The sequence below is a fragment of the Bacteroides sp. PHL 2737 genome, from assembly GCF_004115325.2.
Lineage (GTDB): Bacteria > Bacteroidota > Bacteroidia > Bacteroidales > Bacteroidaceae > Bacteroides > Bacteroides hominis.
On sequence record NZ_CP040630.1, the window covers coordinates 4,205,607 to 4,217,519 of the forward strand.

General features: G+C 47.5%; 13 protein-coding genes. 9 read left to right on the forward strand and 4 right to left on the reverse strand.

Features of this window, described 5'->3' with window-relative positions; translation table 11 throughout:
* Positions 1-3 precede the first annotated feature (3 nt).
* From DBK98_RS17370 to DBK98_RS17395, 6 genes are all read left to right on the forward strand, one after another.
* A complete protein-coding gene (locus DBK98_RS17370) occupies positions 4-693 on the forward strand; it encodes a hypothetical protein (protein WP_032537029.1) in 690 nt (229 codons plus the stop codon).
* 38 nt (positions 694-731) lie between these two features.
* The gene (locus DBK98_RS17375; protein ID WP_005778404.1) at positions 732-1,334 is read left to right on the forward strand and encodes a MotA/TolQ/ExbB proton channel family protein; all 603 of its coding nucleotides are present in this window, start codon (positions 732-734) and stop codon (positions 1,332-1,334) included.
* Positions 1,331-1,657 carry a DUF2149 domain-containing protein gene (locus tag DBK98_RS17380; RefSeq protein WP_005778408.1) on the forward strand — a complete coding sequence of 109 codons (327 nt, stop codon included), beginning with the start codon at positions 1,331-1,333 and terminating at the stop codon, positions 1,655-1,657. Before DBK98_RS17375 ends, DBK98_RS17380 begins: the two co-directional genes overlap by 4 nt.
* Positions 1,658-2,351: 694 nt before the next feature.
* Complete coding sequence (locus DBK98_RS17385) at positions 2,352-2,540, forward strand: hypothetical protein (RefSeq protein ID WP_022011527.1); 189 nt, start codon at positions 2,352-2,354, stop codon at positions 2,538-2,540.
* 10 nt (positions 2,541-2,550) lie between these two features.
* Positions 2,551-3,324, forward strand: coding sequence for a threonine/serine exporter family protein (locus DBK98_RS17390; RefSeq protein ID WP_005778412.1), 774 nt, complete (start codon positions 2,551-2,553; stop codon positions 3,322-3,324).
* Positions 3,321-3,845, forward strand: coding sequence for a threonine/serine exporter family protein (locus DBK98_RS17395; RefSeq protein ID WP_080714601.1), 525 nt, complete (start codon positions 3,321-3,323; stop codon positions 3,843-3,845). Before DBK98_RS17390 ends, DBK98_RS17395 begins: the two co-directional genes overlap by 4 nt.
* A 125-nt stretch (positions 3,846-3,970) precedes the next feature.
* On the opposite strand, the gene DBK98_RS17400 is transcribed toward DBK98_RS17395, so the two are convergent.
* Both DBK98_RS17400 and DBK98_RS17405 read right to left on the reverse strand, forming a co-directional pair.
* Positions 3,971-4,639 (reverse strand): bifunctional 4-hydroxy-2-oxoglutarate aldolase/2-dehydro-3-deoxy-phosphogluconate aldolase, encoded by a 669-nt coding sequence (locus DBK98_RS17400; protein WP_005778416.1) that lies wholly within the window; start codon positions 4,637-4,639, stop codon positions 3,971-3,973.
* 22 nt (positions 4,640-4,661) lie between these two features.
* A complete protein-coding gene (locus tag DBK98_RS17405) occupies positions 4,662-5,687 on the reverse strand; it encodes a sugar kinase (RefSeq protein ID WP_032537028.1) in 1,026 nt (341 codons plus the stop codon).
* A gap of 280 nt (positions 5,688-5,967) precedes the next feature.
* Here DBK98_RS17405 and DBK98_RS17410 point away from each other — a divergent pair, with 280 nt between their 5' ends.
* A complete protein-coding gene (locus DBK98_RS17410) occupies positions 5,968-7,041 on the forward strand; it encodes a substrate-binding domain-containing protein (protein WP_032537027.1) in 1,074 nt (357 codons plus the stop codon).
* Here DBK98_RS17410 and DBK98_RS17415 read toward each other — a convergent pair.
* Both DBK98_RS17415 and DBK98_RS17420 read right to left on the reverse strand, forming a co-directional pair.
* On the reverse strand, positions 7,017-7,466 hold the full coding sequence (locus tag DBK98_RS17415) for an N-acetyltransferase (protein ID WP_005806711.1): 450 nt from the start codon (positions 7,464-7,466) through the stop codon (positions 7,017-7,019). The two genes, DBK98_RS17410 and DBK98_RS17415, sit on opposite strands and share 25 nt — an antisense overlap.
* Positions 7,463-7,816 (reverse strand): helix-turn-helix domain-containing protein, encoded by a 354-nt coding sequence (locus DBK98_RS17420; RefSeq protein ID WP_005778426.1) that lies wholly within the window; start codon positions 7,814-7,816, stop codon positions 7,463-7,465. Before DBK98_RS17420 ends, DBK98_RS17415 begins: the two co-directional genes overlap by 4 nt.
* A 166-nt stretch (positions 7,817-7,982) precedes the next feature.
* Here DBK98_RS17420 and DBK98_RS17425 point away from each other — a divergent pair, with 166 nt between their 5' ends.
* Complete coding sequence (locus tag DBK98_RS17425; RefSeq protein ID WP_032537026.1) at positions 7,983-8,513, forward strand: DJ-1/PfpI family protein; 531 nt, start codon at positions 7,983-7,985, stop codon at positions 8,511-8,513.
* Positions 8,514-8,844: 331 nt separating this feature from the next.
* Entirely contained in the window at positions 8,845-11,889 is a 3,045-nt protein-coding gene (locus tag DBK98_RS17430) for an ATP-binding protein (RefSeq protein WP_239650942.1), read from the forward strand.
* Positions 11,890-11,913 lie beyond the last annotated feature (24 nt).

The window sequence follows — 11,913 nt, forward strand, 5'->3', positions numbered from 1 at the left end:
AGTATGGATACAGTCGTACTTGTATTAATGCTGTTAATAGCATTCAACTTTCTGCTGAAACAGACTTTCTGGAAAGCAGTGGCGGTAGGCATCATCGCTGCCGTTGCCGCCCTGTTTGCTGGGCTGATGTGGCCGTATGCCATCGAGCAGTCGAAAACACAGATTGCCGACTGGCTGGACAACACCGCCCTGATGCTGGACACTTCCGTTTTACTGACTATCGAGGTCAGCCTCCAGATGGCCTATGCCATGCTGGCGGTACACGTTGCCAGTGCCTATCCGGTAAAGCCCCGCACGCTGCTCACCTACCGATTCCTGAGATGGTTTCCGGGACTGCTTATCTTCCCGGTATTATTCAGCGGGCTGGTCTATCTTATCTTTGCTTTCCCGGGGACACCATTCACCACCGTGGCGTGGGGGTATGCCGCTTGTGTGTTAATAGCCATCCCCGTGGGACGCCGGGTGCTGCTCTATCTCCTTCCGGAGAAAGAACTGCGGTTGGAACTCTTCTTCCTCACTAATGCATTGGTAGCCATCCTGGGGATTGTCGCTACCGTGAACGGACAGACTTCCGTAGCCGGAGTCAGTGAAGTGAACTGGGGAGCACTGGCCGGCGTCGGAGGAATAACCGTCATCGGCAGCGCCATCGGACTCGGATGGTGGAGACTGAAGAAAAAAAGTAATCAATCATAAAAACAACAGGTAAATCAACTTTTTAAAACTGATCGACAATGAATATCATATCAGACATTTTATATTGGATTTCTACAGGACTGCTCGTTCCTGTTATCGTATTGCTTATCGTATTATTCGGCCGTGCACTTCTGTTGGTCGGCAGTTTCTACGGACAGTATCTCTCGATACGCAAGACAGAGGCACTGCTCCGCAACGAACTGAACGCACTCACTCCTGCCACTGTAACTGAACTGGCAGCCAAATTGCCGGAGAAATCATCATCCCTCGTCATATCCTATATCCGCCAGGTACTCGAAGCACACGATAGTCCGGCACAGGTACAACGCCTGCTCGCCAACTTCGAGATTGCAGCCGACAAAGACCTCGCCATTTCTAAAACACTGACCAAGCTCGGCCCTATCCTCGGATTGATGGGCACGCTTATTCCGATGGGTCCCGCCCTTGCCGGACTGGCAAGCGGTGACATCGCTTCGATGGCCTATAACATGCAGATCGCTTTTGCCACTACCGTTGTCGGACTGGTAGCTGGAGCCGTAGGGTTCCTCACTCAACAGGTGAAACAGCGCTGGTATCTTCAGGATATGACCAATCTGGAGTTTCTTTCCGAATTGTTGAACGAAAAACGTGCGGCCCGATGAAACGAAACCTGCTCAGAAAAGAAGAAGATGCCGACCCGATCAGCGTCGTATCGAACCTGTTCGATGTAGCCATGGTATTTGCCGTAGCCTTGATGGTAGCTCTTGTCAGCCGCTACAACATGACCGAAGTGTTCTCTCAGGAAGACTACACCATGGTGAAAAACCCCGGAAAAGAGAATATGGAAATCATCACCAAAGAAGGACAGAAGATCAACCGTTATACTCCTTCGGAAGACCAGCAGAAAAGCGGCAAGAAGGGAAAGAAGGTAGGTATTGCCTATGAATTGGATAACGGGGAAATCATCTACGTCCCGGAAGAATAAGTACTCTCGACAGGACTGTCCCCCGAAAGTTGGCAAACAGCGTATAAAAGGGCATGTCAAGAGTCTGTTTCACCACAGATCAGCAAATCACACAGAGATGCGGTTTACAGATAATCCAAGCAATTATCTTCTCTGTGTAGCCTGCTGTTCTGTGGTGAACTGCTGATATACCCATCCGGCACTCTGCAGACGGGAATTTCAGTATCCGGTTGTCGGCCGGCAAACAAAAGACCTGAACCTTTTTGCCCTCAAACATTTAAGTCTTTTCAGTGAAACACTTAAGCATTCTCAGCGAAACGTTTAAGTCTTTTCAGAAAACGTTTAAGTCTTTTTCGGAAACTCTTAAATCTTTTTCTCCCCCCACGAATCAAAAGCCCAATGCTGTCTCACGGCTCTGAATAACAACCGGAAACAAACTTTCCGGGAATTCCGCCTTTATGCAAATATCATTTCCTTTCAATTGAAACAGATCAACAACTCTCCAAAAAGAAACCTGCTTCTCCTTTTGCCTGCAATTTTTTTGATTACCTTTGTCCCCCGAAAAGACGCAATTCACCCGTTAAAAAGGATATCCCCCATCTAAGACCTAAACCGGAATCGAAGCACTATACAGACACATCAACCGCATTCCCTTCACCGGAAATGTGGAAAAGCAACATGTATGTATCACTGATTTAAGAAAGAGTAAAAAGAAATGTTAGCAACCTATTCCACGGAAGCCACTACTTCCACCACCGCTTACACAGCCACAACACCGGCCATGCACCGGAAATCATTCAAAGAACAGGAAACGGCCATCTTTTCCATTATCGGATTTGCCGTTGCCTATATTGCTGCCCTGATAATCCACCGCATCATCAAGACAAGAAAAGCTCATAATTAATCAAAACCTTATGGACATCCACCAAGAATTAAAAGAACTATCTAAATTCCTGTCTGAATATTCCACCAGCCTGATGGCCGTAGGTGTACAGACATCACGCATCGTACGAAACACATCGCGAATTGCCGAGTCTTTCGGCTTTTTCTGTGACATGACCATCTTTCAGAAAACCATCATCATGACGTTACGCGACGCCGATAACTCACACTCGTACAGCACAGTAAACAAAATCAAACCCATGGGGCTGAATTTCGCCATCAACTCCGCCCTCAGCACCCTGAGCTGGGAAGCGTATGACGAGCATCTGTCTCTCACTGAACTCCAGCGACGTTATCACGAAATAGTCAGCAAGCCGCGCGAAAGCAAATGGCTCGTACTGATCCTCGTTGCTTTTGCCAATGCGTCATTCTGCCGCCTGTTCCAAGGTGACTTTATTTCTATGGGTATCGTATTCGCCGCCACCCTGGCAGGCTTCTTCGTCCGTACCGAACTAATGGGACGTCACTGGAATCATCTGGCAGTATTCATCATCTCTTCGTTCATCGCCTCGATGATCGGCAGCACAGGCTACCTGATGCACTGGGGAACCACTCCGGATATGGCTTTGGGTACCAGCGTCCTCTACCTGATCCCGGGTGTACCACTGATCAACTCCATCATGGACATCATCGACGGACATGTACTGGCGGGAACATCGAGATTTATTAATGCCTGTCTGCTTATTATTTGTATAGCAATCGGCCTTTCAATGACCCTTTTAATCACCGGAATCAGCACTTTATGATGAATATAGAATTTATAACCGCCACTATACTCGACGGCGCATTCGCCGCCATTGCCGCCATCGGATTTGCCATCATCTCCAATCCACCCCGGAAAGCCATATTGATCTCTGCTTTTCTGGCGGCCGTTGGGCACGGATTACGCTACTTCCTGATGCATACGCATCTGTTCACGATGGACATCGCCACAGCCTCTTTCTTTGCTGCCGTCTCTATCGGTTTGTTAGCCATCCCCTTTGCCAAGGCAATCCATTGTCCGGCGGAGGTATTCTCGTTCCCGTCTCTCCTGCCGATGATTCCGGGAATGTTCGCTTATAAAAGTATCCTGGCACTGACAAAGTTTATGCAGACCAAGGATGAAACTGCCTCCTTGCAATATCTGGTAGATTTCTTCCACAATGGCAGTACCACTATCTTTGTGTTGTTTGCCCTGGTTGTAGGAGCTGCCATACCGGTATTTATCTTCCACCGCCAGTCATTCACAGCTACACGTTTACTGAAGAAGCTGGTGAAGAAGGGCTGACAGAAAGGCTCACCACAGATTACACGGATTCCCACAGATTAATGATTTATCTTATGGATAAGAACAATCAAAAATCTGTGGGAATCCGTGTAATCTGTGGTGAAAAAAACACCGGAAAACTTCACCTATTTCCTTGCTTCGGCAATGTAAGCCAAGGCTTCGGCACATTTCCCGGTGACATATCCCCAGTCTCCGGCCGTTACTTTATCTTTCGGGAACAATTTGGACCCCATGCCTACGCAGAACGCACCTGCCTTGAACCAAGACGTCAGATTCTCCCTCGTAGGTTCCACCCCACCGGTCACCATCAACTTGGACCATGGCATCGGAGCCATCAGGCCTTTTACAAAATTCGGACCATATACATCTCCCGGAAATATCTTACAAAGATCACAGCCGGCCTCCTGCGCAAAGCCCACTTCCGAAACCGAACCGCATCCCGGTGTATATGCAATCAGCCGGCGATTGCATATCTTAGCAATCTCCGGATTGAATAGCGGCCCTACCACGAAGTCAGCCCCCAACTGTATATATAAAGCCGCAGTAGCCGGATCGACCACAGAACCGACACCCATAGCCATTTCCGGACACTCACGGGCTGCAAACTTCACGATTCCGGCAAATACCTCCTGGGCAAAATCCCCCCGGTTTGTAAATTCAAAAGCACGGACGCCACCTTCATAACAGGCCTTTAGCACTTTCTTTGCCACTTCCACATCTTCGTGATAGAATACAGGAATCATGCCCGTTGTCCCCATCTTAGTCAGGACAGCCATTTTATCAAATTTAGCCATATCTATTTATTTACAATTGAATTTATCTTTGTACACGTCCACTCGCATCGCCTCCGGCCAGCGCCTCGACTTCTGCCACAGAAACCAGATTGAAGTCTCCGCTGACGGTATGCTTCAATGCCGATGCCGCCACGGCAAATTCAAGCGCTTCACCCTGTGTAGGCTTCGTAAGCAGACCATGGATAATGCCTCCGGAGAACGAATCCCCACCACCTACCCGGTCGACAATCGGATCGATGTCATAGTGCTTGGAAACGTAGAATTCCTTACCATTATAAATCATGGCCTTCCAGCCATTGTGTGACGCGGAGAAAGATTCACGCAGTGTCGAGATAACATAGCTGAATTCAAACTCTTCCGACATATGCCGGAAAATCTCCTTATACCCCTCGGCATCCGTATGTCCGCTTTCCACATCCGCGTCGGGCTTGAATCCCAGACAAAGCTCCGCATCTTCTTCATTACCGATGCAGACATCTACATACTTCATCAAAGGTTTCATCACGGATTGTGCCTTCTCCTTTGTCCACAGTTTCTTACGGAAATTCAGATCGACCGACACGGTCACCCCGTGACGCTTGGCAGCCTCACATGCCAAACGGGTCAATTCGGCTGCTTTGTCCGAAATGGCGGGAGTAATACCCGACCAATGAAACCAATCGGCTCCCTCCATAATCCTGTCAAAATCGAAATCCGCCGCATCGGCTTCGGCAATGGCGGAATGCGCACGATCGTAAATCACCTTACTGGGGCGCATGGCAACACCGGTTTCCAAATAATAGATGCCGACACGGTCGCCTCCCCTGGCAATATAATCTGTCATCACACCATATTTGCGGAGTGCATTTACAGCCGACTGCCCTATTTCATGTTCAGGCAGCTTGGTTACAAAATAAGCATCATGGCCATAATTAGCGCAGCTCACAGCTACGTTAGCCTCACCCCCACCGTACACCACATCGAAAGAGTCCGATTGAACAAAACGAGTATTTCCCGGAGGAGATAACCTGAGCATGATTTCGCCTAACGTAACGACTTTCTTTCTCATAATTCTATATTTAGTTAGTTTTGAGTTTAATTTGTTTCTATTCTAAAACGATCGATCTTAATTGTTCAGTTACAATTTATTATTCACCCCCCAATCTTCTCAATAACATACTGGATATATGAACAATAGCAATGTATAAAATAGACACCGGCAAAGTCCGTGTGCGGACACAAAGATACACAGATTTTCATGATTACAAAAATTATTATATATTTGTGTCCATAGAAATAAAACTATTATTGTGTCCGGGCACAAAACCCCGCATAAATAAAGAAGACGCATGAATAAATTGCCAGAAAGAATCAGAATCAAGGATATTGCCCGTTTGGCAAACGTATCTGTAGGAACTGTCGACCGCGTGCTCCACGGCCGTAGCGGAGTATCGGAAGCAAGCCGGAAACGGGTGGAAGAAATCCTGAAGCAACTGGACTACCAGCCCAATATGTATGCCAGTGCGCTGGCCTCCAACAAGAAATACACTTTTGCCTGCCTGTTACCCAAGCATCTGGAAGGTGAATACTGGACAGACGTGCAGAAAGGTATCCGTGAAGCGGTTAGCACATATTCCGATTTCAATATCTCAGTGGACATCACTCACTACGATCCTTATGATTACAATTCGTTTGCAGCAACCAGCCGGGCTGTCATTGAAGAACGCCCGGACGGAGTGATGTTTGCTCCTACCATACCGCAATACACAAAAGAATTCACCGATGCACTGAACGGGTTGGGTATACCTTATATATACATCGATTCACAAATAAAAGATGTCCCTCCCCTCGCCTTCTTCGGTCAGAACTCCCACCAAAGCGGATACTTTGCGGCACGTATGCTGATGCTGCTTGCCGGAAACGACCGGGAAATCGTGATTTTCCGTAAGATACACGAAGGGGTGATCGGATCGAACCAGCAGGAAAACCGTGAAATCGGTTTCCGCCAATATATGCGGGAGCATCATCCCGACTGCAATATCCTTGAACTCGACCTGCACGCCGACCCGAATATTGAAGACAACCGTATGTTGGACGACTTCTTCAGCGAACATCCGGAAGTGAAGAACGGGATCACGTTCAATTCGAAAGTATACATCATCGGTGAATACTTGAAAATGCGTCGGAAAAACAATATCAACCTGATCGGTTACGACCTGCTCGAACGGAACGTGGCTTGCCTGAAGGAGAGCACCGTCTCTTTCCTGATTGCCCAGCAACCCGAGTTGCAAGGATTCAACAGTATCAGGACTCTATGTGACCACCTGATATTCAAAAAGGAGGTGACATGCACCAACTACATGCCAATTGACCTTCTGACCAAAGAAAACATCGACTATTATAACTTTTCCCTCTTCAGATAAACCATATCCCGGAGCAAAATTCCATCTTCACAGATGGGATGATCATAATGGTCGGTAAAGAAATTCTCAACGCGGTGGGAAGGGACAAATCCGCAAGACTGATAGAACGAAAGTGAGTGTGGAGTATCGCCCGTCCCCACAAACATAACCGAGCATCTATCCGAATAGTGACGGAACAGGAATTCAACCAGATATCTGCCGTAGCCCTTGCGCTGGCTCTCCGGATAAGTCGCGATATTCTTCAGCTCGTAAATACCTTCCCCCTCGTTGGTCACCACACAAGCCGCTCTGAGCTCTCCCCCGTCGTACAAGGTAAACATCTCCCCACGTTCCAGATAGCGGTCCACCATATCCTCCTGTTCGTCTGCCAGCAGGAGCAAATCGAGGAAACGCTTCTTGTCAGAAAACACTTGCTCTACCTTCATTTCCTTTCTCCTTCCCTGTGTTCAAGAATCACCGTCATGTGGTCCAGTGCCCAGCCTACCAACGCCTCTACATGCGGAATCAGACTGCGTCCCGTCTCCGTCAGGCAATACTCCACTCGTGGGGGCACCTCCGCATACACCTTTCGTTGTACCAGTCCGTCGGTTTCCAGTGTTCGAAGCGTGACAGTCAGCATCCGTTGCGAAATGTCATCAATCGTTTTATGAATGTCACTGAAGCGCATCGTTCCGTTCGCGTTCAGCGTCACCAATACCAGCATCGACCACTTGTCGCCCAGCCGGCACAGTACGTCCCTGATAGGACATGTCCCTGTAGGATGAAAATTTTTCATTTTTTAATCTTTTCTATTCCATTGAGTTCCAGCAATAGTTATCTCTATGTAAGTTCCTTATTCTGAAGTTCGTTCTTGTTTATCCGCACAGAGAAACATACATTTGCAAGCACAAAAGTAATAAACTTACGAAAGATAACTATTGTTTCACTTAATAATTTATGTTATGGCAAAGAAAGTTGCAGTATTAGCAGTCAATCCGGTCAACGGATTCGGTTTGTTCCAGTATCTGGAAAGTTTTTTCGAGAATGGTATTCCGTACAAAGTATTCGCGGTGTCAGATACCCGGGAGATCAAGACCAATTCCGGCATCACCCTGTTTGCCGATGACGTGATAGCCAATCTCAAAGGACATGAAGACGAATTTGACGCACTTGTATTCGCTTGTGGCGACGCAGTGCCGGTATTCAAAGACAATGCAGGAAAGGCCTACAATGTAGACCTAATGGGAGTAATCAAAGTATTTGGTGAAAAAGGCAAACTTATGATCGGCCATTGTGCCGCCGCCATGATGTTCAATTTCACCGGAATCACCGCCGGAAAGAGGCTGGCCGTCCACCCGCTTGCCAAACCCGCTATACAGACGGGACAGGGGACTGACGGGAAATCGGAAATTGACGGTAACTTCTATACCGCACAAAATGAAAACACCCTTTGGACAATGATGCCTCAGCTGATTGAGGCTCTGAAGAAGTAACGCGGGACACCTCTGTTACAGCACTTATCACGACAGTGTGCCGGAAGCTATTCATAACGCCCCGTCTGCTTCCCGGCACACTTTGTGTTTTCCACCCTCACTCGATCTTCTGCCTCAACCTTTTCATATAATCAAGTAAAAACAGGTCATAATTCATTTATTATTAATACTTTTACAGTCGAATAAACAAAACATCGCCATCATTCAATAGAATTTTATGACTACTTCCTTTGGAGTAACATCCATTTTCTGTACCCCATTACTGAGAAAACTGTTGGTTCTTTTCACATGTTTCCTATCAGTAATCCCTGTATCCGCCCAAAAAGAGGCAATGAATACCAAAGACTATATTCTGGTCATTAACACCTATACGGAAGCCTTCGCATGGAGCAACCGCCTGATCTTTACAGCAACCGAATTTGTCAAGGATGATCCTCACTTAGCCATTTATGCCGAACACATGAATCTCTTGATGATGGATAATGACAGTACACTGTGTGAATTCAAGACCAACCTGTTCGAGAAGTATGGTTCCCATTCCCCGCGCGCACTATTATTGCTGGGTAATTCCACCTTGATGTTGCGGGACGACTTCAGAAAGGTATGGGGTGATGTCCCGATCATACTCTGCTCCGAAAAAGACTACATCGGTCCCAGAGAATATTATTTGAAGAAACACCCCGTCCCTCCGTCCGAACGAATCCCGCTGACCGAACTGGCCCAACCCTATAACCTCGTCCTTCTTTACTCCAACCAATACATACGTGAAAACCTGGAGTTAATGTTTCATATCCTTCCCGATATGAAAAAGCTGATTTATGTAGGCGATCAGAGATTCGTCAATCAAACGAACAGTATAGAAATACAGGAAGTATTACAATCCAGCCATCCCGGAGTCCAATATACTTTTTTATCTCCTGAGAATATTCTGGAAACCAACCAACTGATCGACTCTCTCAACTTTGTCGATCCCCGGACCACCGGCATCCTGTTTTCTTCCTGGTTCTATAAGCGGAAGTTTGCGGGCAACACTTCACTGTCTATCGTATCACCCAAAATTGTTTCTACTGTTTCACCTCCCCTGTTTGCCCTCAGCACCATTGACGTAAAAGACAAAAGCAGCGGGATGACCGGAGGATATTCTTACAATCAGACAGAATTCGACAAGCGGCTTCTCGGTATATTTTCCGATGTACTGAATGGCAGGCAACCCCGCACCCTCCCTTACTATTATCCTCTGGACGGTATGCCCATCATCAATTATGAGACACTGATCCATAAAGGATTTTCTCCCGACTTATGTCCGGCCAACACGTATTTCATCAACAAACCGCACACCTTCTGGGAACAATACAGCTACTTCCTTATAGGTACATGCATCTCCATCGTCCTGCTCGTCCTGTTTTTCCAGTACCGCATCCGCACACTGAACAGGCTTAAGAAAACACAGTTGAAAGAGATAGAGACCATGACCAGCTATAAAAACCTGATCAACAACATGCCCATCCTCTATATGCAGGAGAAGCTGATAATAAACGAACAAGGTATAGGCATAGATTTGATCTACCTGAACGTAAACCCCCATTTCGAACAGAATTTTTTCCGCAGAGAAGATGCAGTAGGCAAGAAAGCAAGTGAAATGTTTCCCGAATCCCTCCCCGAGTTCCTGCACTTCATCCAGATGTCACTCAAGGAAAACCGGGTTGTTACTTTCCCATACTATTTCAGGAAAATCAATAAATTCTATGATATTGTCCTCAAAGGTACCCATCAGAATAACGTGGTTGATATTTTTTGTCTGGACAGTACCGAATTACACTTGGCACAACAAAAACTGACCGCCACCAACCACAAGCTGTCGATGGCATTGGATGTGGCAAATATCATTCCATGGAAATGGGATCTGCTCAGCAAAACCATCCTGTGTGACATCAACAAACCCATCGAACTCAGTTCACCCGGCAACAGCGTGAACGACGAGCAACTGGCCGTGCCGGACACGCAATACTTCTCAAAGATATTCAAAGAAGACCGCAAACGGGTGGAACAGGCATACAAAGACCTGATTGAAGGTCGCACGGACAAGGTAAAGGAGGAATACCGGGTTATCAACGTACAGAACCACACCCACAAAGTGGAATGGGTAGAAGCCCAGGCCGCCGTAGAATCCCGCGACGAAAACGGAAATCCCACCACGCTGGTAGGCTCTTCACTGGTCATTACCAAACGAAAAAAGATGGAGATGGAACTTACCACGGCCAAAGACCGCGCCGAAGAATCCAACCGCCTGAAATCGGCTTTCCTTGCCAACATGAGCCATGAAATCCGTACTCCGCTGAATGCCATCGTAGGCTTTTCGGGTATCTTGGCATCTACCGATGAGGAAGAAGAAAAACGGGAATACGTCAACATCATCGAAAATAACAACACCCTGCTCTTACAACTGATCAGCGACATCCTCGACCTGTCGAAAATAGAAGCCGGCACCCTTGAGTTCCAATACTCCAACGTCGAGCTGAATGCCGTAATGAAAGAGCTGGAAAGCACGTTGCAGCTCAAGATGAAATCCGAAGCCGTGAAATTGGAATTCGTACCTCCGGCAGACCACTGCCTGGTTCATCTGGAAAAGAACCGTGTTTCCCAGCTGATCATCAATCTGGTGACCAATGCCATCAAGTTCACCGAGAAAGGGAGTATCCGCTTTGGCTACGAGCTTCGCGGAAAAGAAGTTTATTTCTACGTTGCCGACACCGGTTGCGGCATTGCCAAGGACGAGCAGGAAAGCATATTCGGCCGATTCGTCAAACTGAACAGTTTCGCACAAGGCACAGGGCTCGGACTATCCATCTGCCAGACACTGGTCAACCACATGGGCGGACACATCGGTGTGGAGTCTGAGAAAGGTAAAGGTTCCACATTCTGGTTTACCCTCCCTTACGAAGCCGCATCGACAGCCGAACCTGTCCGGAAAACAGTTATACAGCCCATTGCGGTAGAGAAAGACAAACTGACCATCCTGATTGCCGAAGACAACGAAAGCAACTTCAGGTTATTTGAGTCCATCCTCCGCCAGGATTACCGCCTGCTTCATGCCTGGGACGGCCGCGAAGCCGTAGAAATATTCCGCAAAGAAGATCCGCAGATTATCCTGATGGACATCAACATGCCGGTCATGGACGGATATGAAGCCACCAAAGAGATCCGTAAATATTCGGCCAAAGTCCCTATCATCGCAGTTACGGCCTTTGCCTACGCTTCGGACGAACAGCGGGTGATGGAAAGCGGTTTCGACGGATACATGCCCAAACCCATCAATGCGCGCCAGTTACAGGCACAGCTCAAAGAGATTATGCAGAAACGGATCATCCTGCTATAACAACAGGATGACCCGTTTTTAAGG

What these genes read in the sequence shown, in the direction of transcription:
- DBK98_RS17375 (WP_005778404.1), top strand. Translation starts at nt 732, where the DNA reads ATGAATATCATATCAGACATTTTATATTGGATTTCTACAGGACTGCTC.
- DBK98_RS17410 (WP_032537027.1), top strand. Translation starts at nt 5,968, where the DNA reads ATGAATAAATTGCCAGAAAGAATCAGAATCAAGGATATTGCCCGTTTG.
- DBK98_RS17420 (WP_005778426.1), bottom strand. Translation starts at nt 7,816, where the DNA reads ATGAAAAATTTTCATCCTACAGGGACATGTCCTATCAGGGACGTACTG.
- DBK98_RS17430 (WP_239650942.1), top strand. Translation starts at nt 8,845, where the DNA reads ATGAATACCAAAGACTATATTCTGGTCATTAACACCTATACGGAAGCC.
- DBK98_RS17390 (WP_005778412.1), top strand. Translation starts at nt 2,551, where the DNA reads ATGGACATCCACCAAGAATTAAAAGAACTATCTAAATTCCTGTCTGAA.
- DBK98_RS17415 (WP_005806711.1), bottom strand. Translation starts at nt 7,466, where the DNA reads ATGAAGGTAGAGCAAGTGTTTTCTGACAAGAAGCGTTTCCTCGATTTG.
- DBK98_RS17380 (WP_005778408.1), top strand. Translation starts at nt 1,331, where the DNA reads ATGAAACGAAACCTGCTCAGAAAAGAAGAAGATGCCGACCCGATCAGC.
- DBK98_RS17425 (WP_032537026.1), top strand. Translation starts at nt 7,983, where the DNA reads ATGGCAAAGAAAGTTGCAGTATTAGCAGTCAATCCGGTCAACGGATTC.
- DBK98_RS17370 (WP_032537029.1), top strand. Translation starts at nt 4, where the DNA reads ATGGATACAGTCGTACTTGTATTAATGCTGTTAATAGCATTCAACTTT.
- DBK98_RS17385 (WP_022011527.1), top strand. Translation starts at nt 2,352, where the DNA reads ATGTTAGCAACCTATTCCACGGAAGCCACTACTTCCACCACCGCTTAC.
- DBK98_RS17405 (WP_032537028.1), bottom strand. Translation starts at nt 5,687, where the DNA reads ATGAGAAAGAAAGTCGTTACGTTAGGCGAAATCATGCTCAGGTTATCT.
- DBK98_RS17395 (WP_080714601.1), top strand. Translation starts at nt 3,321, where the DNA reads ATGATGAATATAGAATTTATAACCGCCACTATACTCGACGGCGCATTC.
- DBK98_RS17400 (WP_005778416.1), bottom strand. Translation starts at nt 4,639, where the DNA reads ATGGCTAAATTTGATAAAATGGCTGTCCTGACTAAGATGGGGACAACG.